Source organism: Streptomyces sp. NPDC028928 (assembly GCF_055564915.1).
This window is the reverse complement of sequence record NZ_JBVHVI010000015.1, coordinates 121,841-140,648: the sequence shown is the minus strand read 5'-3', so window position 1 is coordinate 140,648 and position 18,808 is coordinate 121,841. Positions and strand designations below refer to the sequence as shown.

Annotated in this window: 11 protein-coding genes; 3 read left to right on the top strand and 8 right to left on the bottom strand. The window is 70.6% G+C overall.

The features are described 5' to 3' along the window. The first annotated feature begins 7 nt into the window (after window positions 1-7). Complete coding sequence (locus tag ACZ4U1_RS32060; protein ID WP_467907770.1) at window positions 8-673, top strand: TetR/AcrR family transcriptional regulator; 666 nt, start codon at window positions 8-10, stop codon at window positions 671-673. Window positions 674-680: 7 nt separating this feature from the next. Here the strand turns inward: ACZ4U1_RS32060 and ACZ4U1_RS32055 are convergent, their stop codons facing one another. The 7 genes from ACZ4U1_RS32055 to ACZ4U1_RS32025 form a co-directional block, all read right to left on the bottom strand. Then, a complete protein-coding gene (locus ACZ4U1_RS32055; protein ID WP_467907668.1) occupies window positions 681-1,043 on the bottom strand; it encodes a 5-carboxymethyl-2-hydroxymuconate Delta-isomerase in 363 nt (120 codons plus the stop codon). A gap of 32 nt (window positions 1,044-1,075) precedes the next feature. Further along, window positions 1,076-6,442, bottom strand: a complete 5,367-nt coding sequence (gene pulA, locus ACZ4U1_RS32050; RefSeq protein WP_467907667.1) for a pullulanase-type alpha-1,6-glucosidase — start codon at window positions 6,440-6,442, stop codon at window positions 1,076-1,078. A gap of 90 nt (window positions 6,443-6,532) precedes the next feature. Next, on the bottom strand, window positions 6,533-7,909 hold the full coding sequence (locus ACZ4U1_RS32045; protein ID WP_467907666.1) for an alpha-amylase: 1,377 nt from the start codon (window positions 7,907-7,909) through the stop codon (window positions 6,533-6,535). A 177-nt stretch (window positions 7,910-8,086) separates the two neighbouring features. Beyond that, window positions 8,087-9,772 (bottom strand): glycoside hydrolase family 13 protein, encoded by a 1,686-nt coding sequence (locus ACZ4U1_RS32040; RefSeq protein ID WP_467907769.1) that lies wholly within the window; start codon window positions 9,770-9,772, stop codon window positions 8,087-8,089. 117 nt (window positions 9,773-9,889) lie between these two features. Further along, window positions 9,890-10,795: a sugar ABC transporter permease gene (locus ACZ4U1_RS32035; RefSeq protein WP_467907665.1), complete on the bottom strand. Its 906-nt coding sequence runs from the start codon at window positions 10,793-10,795 to the stop codon at window positions 9,890-9,892. Between the two features lie 16 nt (window positions 10,796-10,811). Further along, window positions 10,812-11,816: a carbohydrate ABC transporter permease gene (locus ACZ4U1_RS32030; protein WP_467907664.1), complete on the bottom strand. Its 1,005-nt coding sequence runs from the start codon at window positions 11,814-11,816 to the stop codon at window positions 10,812-10,814. Between the two features lie 113 nt (window positions 11,817-11,929). After that, window positions 11,930-13,204, bottom strand: coding sequence for an extracellular solute-binding protein (locus tag ACZ4U1_RS32025; RefSeq protein WP_467907663.1), 1,275 nt, complete (start codon window positions 13,202-13,204; stop codon window positions 11,930-11,932). Between the two features lie 377 nt (window positions 13,205-13,581). Between ACZ4U1_RS32025 and ACZ4U1_RS32020 the strand changes: the two genes are divergently transcribed. Next, window positions 13,582-14,616 (top strand): LacI family DNA-binding transcriptional regulator, encoded by a 1,035-nt coding sequence (locus ACZ4U1_RS32020; RefSeq protein WP_467907662.1) that lies wholly within the window; start codon window positions 13,582-13,584, stop codon window positions 14,614-14,616. A 68-nt stretch (window positions 14,617-14,684) separates the two neighbouring features. Beyond that, the gene (locus tag ACZ4U1_RS32015) at window positions 14,685-15,548 is read left to right on the top strand and encodes a phosphatase PAP2 family protein (RefSeq protein WP_467907661.1); all 864 of its coding nucleotides are present in this window, start codon (window positions 14,685-14,687) and stop codon (window positions 15,546-15,548) included. On the opposite strand, the gene ACZ4U1_RS32010 is transcribed toward ACZ4U1_RS32015, so the two are convergent. Next, window positions 15,536-18,529, bottom strand: coding sequence for a bifunctional [glutamine synthetase] adenylyltransferase/[glutamine synthetase]-adenylyl-L-tyrosine phosphorylase (locus tag ACZ4U1_RS32010; protein WP_467907660.1), 2,994 nt, complete (start codon window positions 18,527-18,529; stop codon window positions 15,536-15,538). The two genes, ACZ4U1_RS32015 and ACZ4U1_RS32010, sit on opposite strands and share 13 nt — an antisense overlap. Window positions 18,530-18,808: the final 279 nt, after the last annotated feature.

The window sequence follows — 18,808 nt, the reverse complement described above, 5'->3', positions numbered from 1 at the left end:
CCGCAGGATGGGCGTCGAGGAGCGTCGGCAGCAGCTGATCGGTGTCGCTCTCGACCTGTTCAGCCGACGCTCGCCCGACGAGGTCTCCATCGACGAGATAGCCACGGCGGCGGGCATCTCACGCCCGCTCGTCTACCACTACTTCCCGGGCAAACTCAGCTTGTACGAGGCCGCGTTGCAGCGTGCCTCGGAGGATCTCGCGAGCCGGTTCGCCGAGCCCCACGAGGGCCCGCTCGGCGCCCGGCTGCTGCGGGTGATGGGCCGCTACTTCGACTTCGTGGACGAGCACGGCCCCGGTTTCTCGGCGCTGATGCGCGGCGGGCCGGCCGTCGGCTCGTCCGCCACGAACGCGCTCATCGACTCCGTACGGCAGGCCGCCTATGACCAGATCCTTTCGCACCTGGGCGTGACCGAGGCGTCCCCGCGCCTGGAACTCGTGGTCCGTTCCTGGATCTCGCTCGCCGAGTCCACGGCACTGATCTGGCTGGACGGCCGGCGCATCCCGCGCGCCGAGCTGGAGACCCAGCTGGTGCACGACTTCGCCGCGCTGGCCGCCGTCAGCGCCGCCTACGACGAGGACATGGCCGTCCTGCTCCGCACGATGGTGAAGGAAGAGCCGGCCGACGGCCCCTTCGCGGAGCTGGTCGGCCGGCTCATCGCCCTCGGTTCCTGAGCGGCCGCTAGCGGTCGGACTTCCGGTACGACGGATCGAGGTCCTGGACCTCGGCGGAGGCGTGCAGGGCGAACGCCCCGTCCGCCACGTGCCTGCGGAGCAGGTCCAGGGCCGTCTCCGTCAGCTTCGCCTTCGTCTCCTCGCTGCGGCCGGCGAGGAGCCCGATCGTCACGTGCACGACGGCGTGCCCGCGCGCCCCGGGATCCTCGTACCCGAACACGGTGTACGCGCTCGGCCGGAACTGCGTCTTGCAGGCCTCCGGCTTCGCCGCCGCGATCTCCACGGTCGCCTCGTGCAGCGCCCGGGCGAAGCCCTCGCGGTCGAAGGCGTCCTCCACGATGTCGGAGTAGTCGACGGTGATCTGCGGCATGCGCACTCCTGTTCTACGGCAACGGCCTCACCCTAGTTCCCCGCCCGGGTGAACACCGCCACGGTCCGCGCGGGCACGGTGAACGTGCCCGAGCCGGCCGCGTAGGCGGAGGTCTTCACCGTCTCGTCGGCACCGGCGGCCTGCACCGGGTGCAGCCGGTACGGCGTCCCGGCGAGAGCACCGATCTTCTGCTCCTGCCGCTGCGGGGTGGCGTTGAAGACGACGACCAGGTCACCGAGGGTCATGGTGATCACCCCGGGCGTCTCGTCCTTGCCGGAGAGCGGGAAGGAGAGCTGCTCCTGCACCCGCGCGGCCGTGCCCAGCGAGAACGCCTTCTCGGTCGTGCGGATCCTCAGCAGGTCCTGGTAGGCGGCCGAGGCCCCGGTGATCTGCGGGCAGCCGACCTTCACCGTGCCCAGCAGCGGCCTGGCCCAGTCCCACTTGGACCGGTTGTCGGCCGCCGGGGGCAGCCCGCGCCCGAAGCCGTTGCCGTCGGCGCAGTTCCAGTGGATGGCGTTGAACCAGTCCCCGCTGTCGAACGAGTTGCGGTCCAGGGACTTCGAGCGCAGCAGGTCGGTGCCGGCCTGGGAGAGCGCCGGGCCCTGGGAGAGGGCGGCCGTGGCCATCGCGAGGACCTGCATCCGGGCCCGCTCGGAGGCGGAGGTGTCCTTCGGCAGCTTGTAGGTCAGCGCGTCGAACAGCGACTCGTTGTCGTGCGCGTCCGCATAGGCGAGGGCGTCGCCGGGTGCCTGCGCGTATCCGGCGGGCGCCCCGTTGTAGTCGACCTGGGCGCCGGTGACCTCCTTGCCGCCGGTGTCCGTGAACCGGTACCCGGCCAGGTTGCCCGTCAGACCCACCTTGATCAGGTCCTGGTAGTGCAGCAGCCGGGCCTTCTGCTCCTCCTTCGTGCCGTTGGCCGTGGACGCGTTGGGGTCGGTGTACAGCCCGGAGGCGAAGCCCTGGACGCCGGGGTCCTCGTCGAAGGGGCCGCCGCCGCGCACCGCGTCACGGGCGCGGTCGGAGAAGGTGGCGATGCCGGTGCCGGCCATGTTCTTCTGCGTGGCCTGCACGAACCGGGCGTCGTTCGCGACCTCGCCGAAGTTCCAGCCCTCGCCGTACAGGATGATCTTCTTGCCGTCGACGCCGTCCTTCTCCGGGGTCAGCGCGTCCAGGGCCTTGCGCACGGCGAGGATGTTGGCCTTCGGGTGGTGGCCCATGAGGTCGAAGCGGAACCCGTCGACCTTGTACTGCTTGGCCCAGGTGACGATCGAGTCCACGACCAGCTTGCCCATCATCGCGTTCTCGGGCGCGGTGTTGGCGCAGCAGGTGCTGTTCGCCACCGAGCCGTCGGCCAGCAGCCGCTGGTAGTAGCCGGGCACGATCCGGTCCAGCACGGAGGTGTCCGCCTGCCCGCTCGCCGCCGTGTGGTTGTAGACGACGTCCATGACGACCCTGAGACCGTCCTGGTTGAGGGCCTGCACCATCTTGCGGAACTGGACCGTGCGGGCGGTGCCGTCCGGGTCGGTGGCGTACGAACCCTCGGGGACCGTGTAGTGGTACGGGTCGTAGCCCCAGTTGTAGGCGTCCTTCGCGGCGGTCCTGGCCACGCACTCCTGCTGCTTGTCGGAGTCGGCCGGGTAGGAGGCCAGGTCGCAGTCCGGGGTCGCCTGGTCGGCCTTCTTCTCGGGGATGGTGGCGATGTCGAAGGCGGGCAGCAGGTGCACGTAGGACGTCCCGGCCTCGGCCAGCGCCCGCAGGTGCCGGGAGCCGTCGCTGTCCTTGTCGGTGAAGGCCAGGTAGGTCCCCGGGTGCTTCGCGGTGCGGTCCTCGACGGAGAAGTCCCGGATGTGCAGCTCCTGGATCTGCGCGTCCTTCAGCGGTACGGCCTTCGGCTTGCGCAGCGCCGACCAGCCGGCCGGCGCGAGGGACCTGTCGCCGAGGTCCACGACCAGGCTGCGCTCGGAGTCCGCGGTGAGCGCGACCGAGTACGGGTCGGTGACCTTGTTGGTGACCAGCTTGCGGACGCTCGGCGCCCACACCTTCACGACGTACCGGTAGGGCTTGCCCTTCCAGGACGCGGGGCCGGTGACGGACCAGACGCCGGTGCCGGCGTCCCGGTGCATCGTCACGGCCTTGCCGTCGAGGTCGAGGTGCACGGACTGGGCCGTCGGCGCCCAGACGGAGAGCGTGGGCCTGCCGTCGTGGAAGACCGGGCCGAGCTTCGCCCTGGTGGCGCCGGGGTAGAGGTCGTCCAGCACGCCAGCGGTCTGCACGCCGGTCGCGGCCAGCACGGCCCCGCCGGCGGCCCGCTGGGAGGCCACGAGCTGGCCCCGGACGGCCTCGCGTACCCGGTCCCGGTCGCGCGGGTCGACGGACCAGGCGGTGTACTCCTTCAGGTGCGGGAACCTCGCCTTCTGCGCGTCGGTGAGCGTCGTCTTCCGCAGCCGGAGCCAGCGCTCGTCGTCGCTGGTCAGCGTCCCGTCCTTGACGGTGATCGAGCCGCTTGGGGAGTACAGCAGCTGGGTGGAGGCGGCGCCGTCGACGCCGTTCCAGGCGAGGGTGTTCCGGTCGATCCAGACCGCCTTGGAGGTGGTCAGGTCCAGCGCGGCGGCGCTGCCGGCGGGCTGGGGCAGCAGGTACTGCTCCTGGCCGTTCAACAGCCAGACCTCGTTGCCGTGGGCCTTGAGGTCCAGGGACTGGTCGGCCGGGAGATCCTTCTCGTCGCCCTTGTGGATGATGTAGCTGACACTGGTGGCACCCTCGGTGAGCGGCACCTCGTAGACCGCGCCATAGGCATCAGTCTTCACCGGCTCCAGCGGGTCCGACCAGTCGGTGGGGTGCGCGGCGCCCGTCCACACGTGCAGGCCCCAGCCGTCGTAGTTCCCGTCGGCGCGGTGGTAGTGGAGGACGGCCTTGGTCTTGTCCTGGGCCGGGTAGTCCGGCTTCTGGGTGAGGACGTCCGTCTTCCCCTGCTCGATCCACACCTCACCCGTCCTGGTGACGTCGATCGACCGGTCGGCGGAGACGTCCTTGTTCCCGTCCTTGTCGATGACCAGGAAGCCGACGTCGGAGGCGCCGGGCTCGAGCTTGACGTAGGCGAAGGCGCCGTAGGCGTCCCGGCCGGTGAAGGGGTGGCTGGCCGGCCAGTTCGTGGCCTCGCCGTCGGCGAGGTCGCCCCAGGCGTACAGGCCCCAGTCGGCGTAGTCGCCGTCGGTGCGCTTGTAGTGGACGACCGCGTAGTCGCGGGAGGAGGCCGTGGGGACCTCGGGTGCGGGCGGGGTGCCGGTGGTGCTGCTCGCCAGGGCGCTCGCGGTGTGGCCGGCCGCGTCGATGACGACGGCCTTGTAGCGCAGGGCGGTCCCGGCGGGCACGTCCCTGCCGAGGGTCTGGGTGACCTGGTAGGGGGCGTGGTCGGCGGAGCCGAGCGTCTTCCACGCGCCGTTGCCGACCTGGGCGGCGAAGACGACCCGGTTGAGCTGTCCGCCGTCGACGTCGGCCTTCAGGACGGCCGTCCCGGTGGCTCCGGCGGCCGGTGCGGTCAGGGTGATCGTCGGCTCGGCGCTGGGCTCGGCGAGGGTGCCGGCGGCCTTGTAGACGACGGCGGAGCCGGCCGGGACGGTGACGGTGACCTTCCGGTCGCCGTCGGACGTCACCGAGCCGGTGGCGCCGTAGACGCCCCGGTACGCCATGTCCGCGGATCCGGTCGCGAACGTCGCCGTCTTCTCGGAGCCGGCGTTGTTGAAGGCGACGACGTACTCCTGGCCCGTGCGGGCGTCGGTGCGTGTGAAGGCGTAGATGCCGGGTCCGTCGGCCGCGTACCGCTCCTCCTGCACGCCGTCGGTCAGGGCCGGGTTGGCCTTGCGGAGCTTCGCGAGCACGGCGATCTGCCGGTACAGCGGGGCCCTGGTGTCGTAGGCGGCGCTCGCGTGGGTGCGGTCGGTGCCGATCTCGTCGTCGTCCAGGTAGTCGGCGACCTTGGAGGCGAACATGGTCTGGCGGGCGTCCTTGTCGCCGCCGGAGCCGGTGAAGCCCTGCTCGTCGCCGTAGTAGACGACCGGGTTGCCCCGGCTGAGGAACATCAGCTCGTTGGCGAGCCTGTCCTTCCGGAGGATCTCGGCGTCGGTCGCCTTCGGGTTGTCCTGCTTCAGGAAGTACCCGATGCGGCCCATGTCGTGGTTGCCGAGGAAGGTGACCTGCTCGTACGCGTTGGCCTTGTCGGTCGTGTACCGGTAGTCGTCACCGAAGACGCCCGCGAGCTTCCGGGCGCTGCCGCCCTGGGAGGCGTAGGCGCGGGCCGCGTCCTGGAAGGGGAAGTCGAGGGTGGCGTCGAGGCGGCCCTGGGTGACGTACGGGGAGGTGACGGCGGTGTCGGCGGAGTAGACCTCGCCGAACATGAAGAAGTTCTTCCGCCCCCGCTCGGCCGCGTACCGGTCCAGTGCGGTCGCCCACTGGGTCCAGAACTCCGTGTTCACGTGCTTGACGGTGTCGATCCGGAAGCCGTCGACGGCGAAGTCCCGCACCCACCGCTCGTAGATCCTCTCCATGCCGTGGACGACCTCGGGACGCTCGGTCCACAGGTCGTCCAGGCCGGAGAAGTCGCCGTAGGTCGTGGACTCGCCGGCGTACGTGGAGTCGCCCCGGTTGTGGTACATCGTCGGGTCGTTGAGCCAGGCCGGGACCTTGCCCTTGCCCGCGGCCTTCGGGGTGTACGGGAAGGAGGCGCCGGAGACGGCCGGGAACTTCCGGCTGCCGTCGGCGTAGTCGGCGTCGTCGAAGGGCTTGCCGTCCTCGGTCAGGTACGGGAAGGCGCCCTTGGAGAGGTAGTCGTACGACTTCTGCTCGTAGTCCACGACGTCGGCGGTGTGGTTGGTGATGACGTCGAAGAAGACCTTCATGCCCTTGGCGTGGGCCTTGGAGATGAGGTTCTTGAGATCGCCGTTGGTGCCGAAGTGCGGGTCGACCTGGGTGAAGTCGGTGATCCAGTAACCGTGGTAGCCGGCTGAGGCGTTGCTGCCGGTTCCCTGCACCGGGCGGTTCTTGAAGATCGGCGCCAGCCAGATGGCGCTGGTGCCGAGCCCCTTGATGTAGTCCAGCTTCTTCGTCAGGCCCTTGAGGTCGCCGCCCTGGTAGAAGCCCTTGTCGGTGGGGTCGTAGCCGGTGCTGAGCCGGGAGCCGGTCAGTCCGCCCTTGTCGTTGGACGTGTCCCCGTTGGCGAACCGGTCCGGCATGACGAAGTAGAACTGCTCGCGGGTGGCGTCGTGCCGGGCGGGTTCGGCGGCGAGCTTCGCGTCCGAGGGGGGTGCGGGCGGGGTGGCGGCCCGGGCGGCCGGCACCTGGACCAGGGCTGCGGCGAGGGCCACGGCGGTGACGGCCGCGGCCCGTCTCGCTCTCGGTATCACAGGCGGTAACTCCTTGCGAGGGTGGCTGTGGTTTGCAGCAAGACGCGTGAAACCTCCCGGAAGAGATTTCACGCGCCGTCAGGCGACTGCTCAGCAGCTCGACTTGCCGGCGTAGAGCGCGAGTGCCGTGTTCGAGCCGAGGGTGGCGGTGAACTGTCCGCTGGAGTTCACGCTGACCGTGGTGTTGTTCTGGACGTTGCAGTACGTCCCGGCGGGCAGGGACGTCTGGTAGGTGCGGGTCAGCGACGAGGACTCGTGGTTGATCGCCACGTAGCCCTTGCTGCCCCGGCCGAACGCGATCGCGTTGTTGCCGTTGTCCCACCAGTTGCCGACCGCCTGTCCACGGGTCGCGTTGCGGAAGGCGACCATGGACTTGATCTCCGGCCAGGCGTGCTGGCACTTCCAGCCGTCCTGCCAGCAGGCGTTCACCTGGCCGCCGTTCGGCGGGCCGGCGTCGGCGTCCGACCACTCGTAGCCGGAGTTGATGTCGGGGGCGCCGTAGGGCCAGGCGAGCATGAAGACGTTGGCCAGGGTGTAGTCGGCGCCGCTCTTGTAGTTCAGGGTGCTGCCGTTGCGCTCGGTGTCGTGGTTGTCCACGAAGACACCGGCGGACGAGCTGCCCAGGTAGCCCCAGCCCTCGCCGTAGTTGTTCAGGTAGGCGAGCTTCTCGCTGGTGAAGACGCGCTTGAGGTCGTAGGCGTAGCGGAACTCCTGGACGTCCCCGTTGCCGGTGTACTCGGAGGGCTGGACGGCCTCGCCCGATCCGTAGATGACCTCCTGCTTCCAGTAGACGGACGGGTTGCTCAGGCGGCTCTTGATGTTCGCCAGGTCCTCGGCGGGGATGTGCTTGGCCGCGTCGATGCGGAAGCCGTCGACGCCGAGGGTGAGCAGGTCGTTCATGTAGCCGGCGATCGTCTTGCGGACGTACTCCTCGCCGGTGTCCAGGTCGGCCAGGCCGACGAGTTCGCAGTGCTGCACGTTCCAGCGGTCGGAGTAGTTCGACACCTGGGAGGTGCAGTCGTCGAAGTCGTTGGCCGAGTACAGGCCCGGGTAGGTGTACTTGGTGTACGACGAGCCGCCGGTGCCGGTGCCGGAGCCCGCCGCCATGTGGTTGACGACGGTGTCGGCCACGACCTTCACACCGGCCGCGTGGCAGGTGTTCACCATGTTCTGGAACGCCGTGCGGTCGCCGAGGCGGCCCGCGATCTTGTACGACACCGGCTGGTACGACGTCCACCACTGCGAGCCCTGTATGTGCTCGGCGGGCGGGGAGACCTGGACGTAGCCGTAGCCGGCGGGGCCGAGGGTGCTGGTGCACTCCTTGGCCACCGAGGCGTAGTTCCACTCGAAGAGGACGGCGGTGACGTCCTTGGTGCCGGGCGGGGAGGCCTCGGCGGTAGTCGGGGTCATGCCAACCAGAGCAGCGGCCGTGAGGGCTGCCGCCGTGGGGAGTGTTCTGCGTGCCATGTGTGGGGTCCTTCGACGTTGAAGGCAACAAGGACCGCTGAAGGCGCTTGCTGAAATCTTTCAGCAAACTTGCGGTGACGCAGATGTTAAAGGCCCGCTGGCCGAAAGGCAGCGGGCCGTTGTGAAGTTGATGCAAGAACTTTCAGAAAGGCTGTCAGGCGGGCCTCGGACGGGCTGTCAGACGGCGGTCGTCCACCAGACGGTCGTGTCGGCGGGCACCTTCGTCTCGCCGTCCGCCTCGGTCACCTCACCGCTGGTCAGCAGGATGCGCCCGTAGGCCGGGGTCGTCACGGACTCGCCGGTCGTGTTCGCGACGCACACGAACTCGCCCCGGCGGAAGGCCAGCACGCCCTCGGGCGCCCGCAGCCACTCCACCGCGTCACCCGCGCCCAGGTCCGGCTGCGCCCGGCGCACGCGCAGCGCGGACCGGTACAGCTCCAGCGTCGAGCCGGGCACGCCCGTCTGCGCCTCCACGCTCAGCTCGCCCCAGACCGCCGGCTGGGGCAGCCAGCTGCCGCCGCTGCCGAAGCCGTACGAGGAGCCGTCGCGGGTCCACGGGATCGGCACCCGGCAGCCGTCGCGGAAGCCGTCCTGGCCGGCGCCCCGGAAGTACGCCGGGTCCTGGCGCACCTCGTCGGGCAGGTCCACGACGTCCGGCAGGCCCAGTTCCTCGCCCTGGTAGATGTAGGCCGAGCCAGGCAGGGCCAGCATCAGCAGGGTGGCCGCGCGTGCGCGCCGCAGGCCGAGGTCACGGTCTCCGGCGGTGCGGATCTGGGTGCCGAGGCCGGGCGGGTTGGCGAACCGGGTGGCGTGCCGGGTGACGTCGTGGTTGGACAGCACCCAGGTGGCGGGGGCGCCGACCGGGCGCATGGCCTCCAGGGTGCGGTCGATGACCGTGCGGAGTTCCTTCGCGTCCCACTCCGTGCCCAGGTACTGGAAGTTGAAGGCCTGGTGGAGTTCGTCGGGGCGGACGTAGTTGGCGGTGCGCTCGACCGTCGGGGTCCACGCCTCGGCGACGAAGATGCGCTCCCCCGCGTACTCGTCCAGGATGGTCCGCCACTGGCGGTAGATGGCGTGCACGCCGTCCTGGTCGAAGAACGGCATGACATCGTTGCCCAGCAGCTTGAGCTGGTCGTGGGAGCCGAGGTCCGGCAGGCCCTCCGCCTTGACCAGGCCGTGGGCGACGTCGATGCGGAAGCCGTCCACGCCCATGTCCAGCCAGAAGCGCAGGATGGAGCGGAACTCGTCGCCGACGGCGGGGTGGTCCCAGTTGAAGTCGGGCTGCTCGGGGGCGAAGAGGTGCAGGTACCACTCGCCGGGCGTGCCGTCCGGTTCCGTGACCCGGGTCCAGGCCGGGCCGCCGAAGATGGACTCCCAGTCGTTGGGCGGGAGTTCGCCGTTCTTCCCCTTGCCGGGGCGGAAGTGGTAGCGCTCGCGCAGCGGGGAGCCGGGGCCCTCGGCGAGGGCGCGCTTGAACCACTCGTGCTGGTCGGAGGAGTGGTTGGGGACGAGGTCCACGATGATGCGCAGGCCGTGCGCGTGGGCGTCGCGGATGAGCGCGTCGGCGTCCAGCAGGGAGCCGAACATCGGGTCGACGGCGCGGTAGTCGGCGACGTCGTAGCCGGCGTCGGCCTGCGGGGAGGCGTAGAAGGGGCTCAGCCACACGGCGTCGACGCCGAGGTCACGCAGGTAGGGCAGACGGGAGCGTACGCCCTGCAGGTCGCCCATGCCGTCGCCGTTGCTGTCGGCGAAGCTGCGCGGATAGACCTGGTAGATGACCGCGTCCCGCCACCAGTCGCGGCGGTCGGCGACGGTGACGGCGGCGGAGTGGCGGGCCGGTGCGGCAGGGTGCTGCTGGCTCATGGCGTCCTTGATACGTAACTGGGGCATGGTGGGCAGTCGGTGGGAGCGGCGGCGAGGCGGGCCGCGGTTTCAGCGGGGCCGGATGGGCACCGCGGCCCGCCTGGACCGTGGCGGGCGTCAGCCCTTGGTGCCGCCGGCGGTGAGACCGGTGACGAGGTTCTTCTGCACGAGGTAGAAGAACACGGTCACGGGTATCGCGATCAGCACCGCGGTGGCGGCCATGTAGTTCCACTGGGCGTCGTGCTCGCTGACGAAGGTCTGCAGGCCGACGGCGAAGGTGTACTTGGAGTCGTCCAGCAGGAAGGTCGTCGCGAAGGCGACCTCGCCGACGGCGGTGATGAAGTTGTAGAACGCGGCCACGGCCAGGCCCGGGCGGGCCAGCGGCAGGATCAGCCGGAAGAAGGTGCCGAAGGGGCTGAGCCCGTCCACGCGTCCCGCTTCGTCGATCTCGAAGGGGATGGTGTCGAAGTACCCCTTGAGCAGCCAGGCGCTGTACGGCACGGCGGTGGTGCAGTTGATGAGGATCAGCGCCCAGTAGGTGTCGATGAGGCCGAGCTCGCTGAAGATCTCGTACATCGGCACGATCAGGATGGCGATCGGGAAGGCCTGGGTGAGCAGCAGAACCCACATCAGCTGCTTGTAGCCGGGGAAGCGCATCCGGGAGACCGCGTAGCCGGTGGTGGCGGCGACCAGGACACCGATCAGCGTGGTGCCGAGGGCCACGATCATCGTCGACTTGAACCAGTCGAGGAACCCGGTGTGCTCCAGCACGAAGCTGTAGTTGGAGAAGGTCGCCTTGCCCGCGATCTCGCCCGGGTGCAGGTAGTCCTCCTTGTCCGGGCCGAGAGACAGGTAGCACAGCCAGGCCACCGGGGCCAGGGCGATCAGGCTCGCCACGACGAGGCCGCCGTGCAGCAGGGCGGCGCCGAGCGGGCCGCGCTCGCCGCGCCGGCGGACGCGGCGCCGGGGCGCGGGCGCGGGGGCCGGGGCGGTCTCGGTCTTGTCCAGGGTGGTGGTGCTCATGGCGGCTCCTGCGGCGTCAGACGGCGAGCTGGTCATTGCGCTTCAGCCAGCGGAAGTAGAAGGAGGTGAAGACGGTCAGGATCGACAGCAGCAGCACGCCGTACGCGGCGGACTGGGCGAAGTCGCGCGGCTGCTGGCCGAAGCCCAGGGCGTAGGCCCAGGTGACGAGGATCTGGGCGTCCGGGGCGGAGTTCTTGCCGAACAGCAGGAAGATGATGACGAACTGGTTGAAGGTCCAGATGATGCCGAGCAGCACGACGGTGGAGCTGACCGAGCGCAGTCCGGGCAGGGTGACGTGCCGGAAGCGCTGCCAGGCGCTCGCGCCGTCCATCTCCGCGGCCTCGTAGAGCGAGGAGTCGATCGACTGCAGGCCGCCGAGCAGGGACAGCATCATGAACGGCACACCGCACCAGGTGTTCACCATGATCGCGGCGAACCGCTGCCAGAAGGTGTCCTCCAGCCACTCCGGCTGGGGCAGGTGGAGGGCGCCGAGGAGCTGGTTGAGCACGCCGGAGTCGGCGAGCATGATCCGCCAGGAGAAGACGGTGACGAAGGTCGGCACGGCCCAGGGCAGGACGAGCAGCAGCCGGTAGGCGGTACGGCCGCGCAGCTTCTGGTTGAGCATGAGCGCGAGGCCGAGACCGATGGTGTAGTGCAGGGCCACACAGGCGACCGTCCAGAAGACGGTCCACAGGAAGTGCGACCAGAACCGGTCGTAGGCCGTCGGGCCGAACAGGATGTCCTGGTAGTTGTCCAGGCCGATGAACGTGTAGGTGGCGTCGATGTGGTTGACGCCGATCGTGCGCGCCGAGTTGAGGCTGTTGGCGTCGGTGAGGGTGAGGTAGAAGCCCCGCACCAGCGGGTAGCCCACGAGGACGCCGAGCACGACGACCACCGGGGCGATCATCGCGTAGGCGTACCAGTACTTCTGCAAGCCGTTCCGTACGCGCTGCCCCAGCCCGGGACGAGGCGCGCGGTCACCGCGGCGCTTGCCGGTCGCGCGGTCGATGGCGACTGTCATGGTTCGACACCTTCAAACGATCAAGGGGTTGGGCTGGGCACAGGCGGTGGCCGCCGGATCCTTCCCCCTCTTCGTGCCGTCTCGCGGCAGGAGGATCCGACGGCCACGCGGACTCACTTGCTGAAGCCGTCGACCAGCTTGGAGATGGCCAGCTCGGCGTTGCCCAGGCCCTTGTCCAGCGACTCCTTGCCGCTGGCGACCTTGGGCAGCTCGGTGTCGAGCGGGCCCCACAGGGAGCTGTACTCGGGCAGCGCCGGGCGGGGCTGCGCGGCGGCCAGGACGCCCTGGTAGCCGGCGATGCCCGGGTCGGCCTTGACCTTGTCGGTGTAGGCGTCGGAGCGGGTGGGCAGCGTGGAGTTCTTCAGCGCGATGGTCTCCTGGGCCTGCGCGGAGGTCATGAACTTCACGAACTTCAGGGCCGCGGCCTGGTGGGCCTGGTCGGAGCCGGCGTAGACCGAGAGGTTGTGGCCGCCGGTCGGGGCGCCCGCCTTGCCGGTGGAGCCGGCCGGGACGGTGGCGATGCCCAGGTTCGACTTGTCCTTGAAGGCGCTGCCCTTGTAGAAGTTCGTGATCTCCCAGGGACCCTGGATGATCGCGGCGACCTTGCCGTTGACGAACGCGTCCTGGATGTGGGCGTAGGCGTCGGCGGTGGCGTCGGCCTTGTGCAGGCCCTTGCCGTCGAACAGGCTCAGCCAGGTGCCGTAGGCCTTCTTGGCGGCGGCCGAGTTCACGGTGATCTTCTTGGCGTCGACGTCGACGGTGTCGGTGCCCTCGCCGTAGAGGAAGGTCTGGGCGTAGTAGGCCTGGGTGGAGCCCCAGTAGCCGTCGACCCCGGTCTTGCCCTTGATCTTGGCGGCGGCGGCCTTCAGGTCGTCCCAGGTCTTGGGGGCCTCGGTGATGCCGGCCTTCTTGAACAGCGCCTTGTTGTAGACCAGCGCGAGGGTGTCGGTGACGAACGGCACGCCGTAGGTCTTGCCCTCGTACTGGGCCTGCTTGATCAGGTTCGGCTCGAACTTGCCCTGGTCGGCGAGGGCCTCGGTGCCGTCGAGGGGCAGGAAGAAGCTCTTCTTGGCGAAGGCGGGGGTCCAGCCCACCTCGGAGCGCAGGACGTCCGGGGCGCCCTTGGCACCGGCCGCGGTGTCGAACTTGTTCTGCGCCTGGTCGAAGGGGACGTTGACGTACTTGACCTTGATGTCCTTGTTGGCAGCCTCGAACTGCTGGACCAGGGCCTTGTACGTCGGCGCCTCGTTGGTGGCGTTGGAGGTGTCCCACCAGGTGATGGTGACCGGGCCGTCCGACTTCCCGCTGTCGCTGTCGCTCCCGCCGCACGCCGTCGCCGTCAGGGCGAGGGACGCCACCAGCGCGGAGGCCGCTATGCCACGCCGCATGAGTTCTCCTTGAGGGTTAAGCCCGAGTGGTACAGAGGACGGTCCCGTCCGCCCCTGCGACTTGCCGACTGCGCCGTTGCCGCGGCCGGGCGACTGGGAACGTAACAGCCATGTAAGCGTTGCGAAAGACCTTGCAGAAAAAAAGTGCAAGGGGACACGATGGTTACCCCGTCGTGACCGGTCGTCGACCGGGGCGCAACCCAGTGACGCAGGAGCTGAGCGGCGTTGACGGCACTTGTGCAAGACTTGCAAGCTCTTGCCGCCAAGAATCCCGAGGGAGCGCGATGACGCAGCAACCCACGGCAGGCCGTGCGCCCGCCCGCGCCCGGCGTCCGGCCGGTGTGCAAGGGCAGATACGACCGGTACAGTCCACTCCCGTGACCACACGGCTTGCCGACATCGCTGCGCAGGCGGGGGTGAGCGAAGCGACCGTCAGCCGGGTCCTCAACGGGAAGCCGGGCGTCGCCGCCACCACCCGCCAGTCCGTGCTGGCCGCGCTGGACGTGCTGGGCTACGAGCGCCCGGTACGGCTGCGGCAGCGCAGCGAGGGCCTGGTGGGCCTGATCACGCCGGAGCTGGAGAACCCGATATTCCCGGCCCTGGCGCAGGTCATCGGCCAGGCGCTGACCCGCCAGGGCTACACGCCGGTGCTCGCCACGCAGACCCCGGGCGGGTCGACCGAGGACGAGCTGACCGAGATGCTGGTGGACCGCGGGGTCGCCGGGATCATCTACGTCTCCGGGCTGCACGCGGACACCACCGCCGACATGCAGCGCTACGAGCGGCTGCGCGCGCAGGGCGTGCCGTTCGTGCTGGTGGACGGGTTCTCGCCGAAGGTGCAGGCGCCGTTCATCTCCCCCGACGACCGGGCGGCCATGACGCTCGCGGTGACGCACCTGGCGTCGCTGGGGCACACCCGGATCGGGCTCGCGCTCGGGCCGAAGCGGTTCGTGCCCGTGCAGCGCAAGATCGAGGGTTTCGTCCGGGCGATGCAGGACCAGCTCGGACTCGGCGCGGAGACCGTCGAGACGGAGCTGGTGCAGCACTCGCTGTACACGCTGGAGGGCGGCCAGGCGGCCGCGACGGCGCTGATCGAGCGGGACTGCACGGCGGTGGTCTGCGCCAGCGACATGATGGCGCTCGGCGCGATACGGGCGGCCCGGCAGCGCGGCCTGGAGGTCCCCCGGGACGTGTCCGTGGTCGGCTTCGACGACTCCCCGCTGATCGCCTTCACCGACCCGCCGCTGACCACGGTCCGCAAGCCGGTCCCGGCGATGGGACAGGCGGCGGTGCGCACCCTGCTGGAGGAGATCGGCGGGACACCGGCGCCGCACAGCGAGTTCGTGTTCATGCCGGAGCTGGTGGTGCGCGGTTCGACGGCTTCTGCCCCGCATGTCCTCCGTACGTCGTAGAAGGTGCGCTTGGGACCCTTCCTTGGGATGATCGGCCGAGGAGGCCTTTTCTGGCAGACTCTGTGCCCATGACTGACTCGACCGTGACACAGCCGGAAGGCCGCGAGGAGGTGGCCGTTCCGCGAGCCGTCACGGGTGAGGACCGACGGGGCCCGCTGGGCCGGCTGCGCCATCCGCGACGCCCCCGCCTGTGGTTCGAGATCCTCCTGATCGCGGTCAGTTACTGGACGTACTCGCTGATCCGCAACGCCGTACCCGAGCAGCGGCGCGAGGCGCTGCGCAACGCGGACTGGATCTGGCGTGCGGAGCACCAGGTCGGCATAGCCGTCGAGCAGTCGGTCAACCACGCCGTGAACTCGGTCAATTGGCTCATCGTCGGGATGAACTACTACTACGCCACGCTGCACTTCGTCGTCACGCTCGGTGTGCTGGTGTGGCTGTACCGGTGGCATCCCGGCCGGTACGCGGCGACCCGGCTGGTGCTGTTCGCGACCACGGGTGTGGCCCTCGTCGGTTACTACCTGTTCCCGCTCGCACCGCCCCGGCTGATGCGCGGCGGGCACTTCGTGGACACCGTGATGGTGCACCACACCTGGGGCTCGATGGCCTCCGGCGACCTCAAGCACATGTCGAACCAGTACGCGGCGATGCCGTCGATGCACATCGGCTGGTCGCTGTGGTGCGGGCTGACGATCTTCGCGCTGGCGTCGGTGCCGTGGGTGCGGGTGCTGGGGCTGCTGTACCCGGCGGCCACCCTGCTGGTGATCGTCGCCACCGCCAACCACTTCTGGCTGGACGCGGTCGGCGGGGTGCTCTGCCTGGCCTTCGGGTTCACGGTGGCCCGGGCGTGGTACGGCAGCCTGCCGTACACCCTGCCGCGGCTGGTGCCGGGACCCCGGCGGGAGCCGGCCGGGGCCGTTCAGTCCGCGTAGAACAGGTCGTCGACCACCGTGCGCGCCCGGCGGGTGGTACGGCGGTACGCGTCCAGCATGTCCCCGGCGTGCCCGGCGCCGTAGCCCAGGTAGCGGCCGACGGCGGCCAGCTCGCGCGGCTCGGTGGGGAAGGTGTCCCCGGCCCGGCCGCGGACCAGCATGACCGCGTTGCGCACCCGGGTGGCCAGCACCCACGCCTCGTCCAGGGTCTCCATGTCCTCGGCGCTCAGCAGCCCGGCCGCGCGGGCCGCGGACAGCGCTCGGCGGGTGCGGGTGGTGCGCAGGGCGGGGACGCGGTGACCGTGGCGGAGCTGGAGCAGCTGGACCGTCCACTCGACGTCGGACAGGCCGCCGGGGCCGAGCTTGGTGTGCAGCCGGGGGTCGGCGCCGCGCGGCAGCCGCTCGGACTCCATACGGGCCTTCAGCCGGCGGATCTCGCGGACGGCGTCGTCCGGCAGACCCTGCCGGGGGTAGCGCAGCGGATCGATCAGTTCGATGAAGCGCCGGCCCAGCTCCTCGTCGCCGGCGACCGGCTCGGCCCGCAGCAGCGCCTGTGACTCCCAGACCAGGGACCAGCGGCGGTAGTACGCCTCGTACGACTTCAGGGTGCGCACCAGCGGGCCGGACTTGCCCTCCGGGCGCAGGTCGGCGTCGATCAGCAGCGGCGGGTCGGTGCTGGGCAGCTGGAGCAGCCGGCGCATCTCCGCGACGACCTTGTTGGCGGCGGCGGACGCCTCGTGCTCGTCCACGCCGTCCTGCGGCTCGTGCACGAACAGCACGTCGGCGTCCGAGCCGTAGCCCAGCTCGTGCCCGCCGAAGCGGCCCATCCCGATGATCGCGAACCGGGTGGGCAGGGTGTCGCCCCAGCCGTCCCGGACCACCGCGCGCAGCGTGCCGGCGAGAGTGGCCGCGGTCAGGTCGGAGACGGCCGCGCCGACCCGGTCGACCAGGGCGCCCTGGTCGGCCTCGGCGGGGCTGGTCTCGGTGCCGTAGGAGCCGACGATGTCGGCGGCGGCGGTGCGGAACAGCTCACGGCGGCGGACACCGCGGGCCGCGGTGACGCCCTGCGCGGCGTTCCCCGCGCGGCCGACGGCCGCCATGATCTCCTGCTCCAGGGCGGCGCGCCGCCGGGGTTCCAGGCCGCCGCCGTCGCCGTCGCCGAGCAGGGCGACCGCCTCCGGGGCCCGCATCAGCAGGTCGGGGGCGAGGCGGCCCGCCGACAGCACGCGGGCCAGGTTCTCCGCCGCCGCGCCCTCGTCGCGCAGCAGGCGCAGGTACCAGGGGGTCTTGCCGAGCGCGTCGGAGACCTTGCGGAAGTTCAGCAGGCCGGCGTCCGGGTCGGCGGAGTCGGCGAACCAGCCGAGCAGGACCGGGAGCAGGGTGCGCTGGATCGCCGCCTTGCGGGTCACGCCGGAGGCCAGGGCCTCCAGGTGGCGCAGGGCGGCGGCCGGGTCGGCGTAACCGAGGGCGATGAGGCGTTCCCGGGCCGCTTCCGCGCTCAGGCGGGCCTCGCCGGGGGCGAGCTGGGCGACCGCGTCGAGCAGCGGGCGGTAGAAGAGCTTCTCGTGCAGGCGGCGTACGACCGTGGTGTGCCGCTTCCACTCGCGGTTCAGCTCGCCCACCGGGTCGGTGCGCAGGCCCAGGGAGCGGCCGAGGCGGCGCTGGTCCGGCTCGGCCTCCGGGACGAGGTGGGTGCGGCGCAGCCGGTACAGCTGGATGCGGTGCTCCATGGAGCGCAGGAAGCGGTACGCCTCGTCCAGGCGGGAGGCGTCCTCGCGGCCGACGTAGCCGCCGGCGGCGAGGGCCTGGAGGGCGTCCAGGGTGGTGCCGCTGCGGAGGGTGGGGTCGGTGCGGCCGTGCACCAGCTGGAGGAGCTGGACGGCGAACTCGACGTCGCGGAGGCCGCCGGGGCCGAGTTTCAGTTCTCTCTCGATCTCGGCCGCGGGGATGTTCTCGACCACGCGGCGGCGCATCTTCTGGACGTCCGGGACGAAGTTCTCGCGGTCCGCGGCCTTCCAGACGAGGGGTTCCAGGGCGTCGATGTACGCCTCGCCGAGCGCCGCGTCGCCGGCTACCGGGCGGGCCTTGAGGAGGGCCTGGAACTCCCAGGTCTTGGCCCAGCGTTGGTAGTAGGCGAGGTGGGAGGAGAGGGTGCGGACGAGGGGGCCGTTGCGGCCCTCGGGGCGGAGGTTGGCGTCCACCGGCCAGATGGAGCCCTCGACGGTCGTCTCGGAGCAGATGCGCATGAGGTGGGAGGCGAGCTTCGTCGCGGATCCGAGGGCCTTGTGCTCGGGGGTGCCCTCGGTGGGTTCCGCCACGAAGATCACGTCCACGTCGGAGACGTAGTTCAGCTCGTGGCCGCCGCACTTGCCCATCGCGATCACCGCGAGACGGCACGCGGCGGCGTCCTCCGGGGCCGCGCGTTCGGCGAGGGACAGGGCCGTGCGGAGGGTGGCGGTGGCCAGGTCGGCGAGTTCCGCGGCGGTCTCGGCGACGTCCGTGGTGCCGCAGACGTCACGGGCGGCGATGGACAGCAGGCAGCGGCGGTAGGCGACGCGGAGGGAGACCGGGTCGGTGGCGGCGGCCAGGCCCTGTTCGAACTCCGTGACGCCGGGGTGGAGGTCGTGGGGTTCGTAGGTGACCAGGGCGTGCCAGTCGCCGGGGTGGCGGGCGAGGTGGTCGGCGAGGGCGGCGGAGGCGCCGAGGACGCCGAGGAGGCGGTCGCGGAGGGGTTTGGCCGCGATGAGGGTGTCCAGCAGTTCGCGGTGGGCGGTGGGGCCGGGCTGGGCCTCCAGCAGGCGGACCAGGCCGTGCAGGGCCAGGTCCGGGTCGGCTGTGGCGCCCAGGGCTTCGAGGAGGACCGGGTCGTCGCGGACGGCGGCCAGCTCGGGGCCGTCCAGGAGGCGCTCGGCGGCGGAGGGGTCGGTGAAGCCGTGTCGCAGCAGACGGGTGAAGGTGCTGCTCCTGCGGCCCGGCGTCATGTCCGTGGTCTCCCCTCGGATCTGCGGTGGTACTGGCCAGAGCCTAACCGGAGGGGGGGCGGGGGGGCTGCGTGGGCGGGTGCGGGTTTGTGGGCGGGTGCGGGTGCGGGTGCCGGTGCGTGGGCGGGTGCCGGTGTGTGGGCGGGTGCCGGTGTGTGGGCGGGTGCCGGTGTGTGTGCGGGTGCCGGTGTGTGGGCGGGTGCCGGTGTGTTTCCTTTGCCTGCGGCGGCCCCCGCGGGTGCGTGGGGGTTCCCTTGCGCCTGCGGTGTGGTGGGGGTC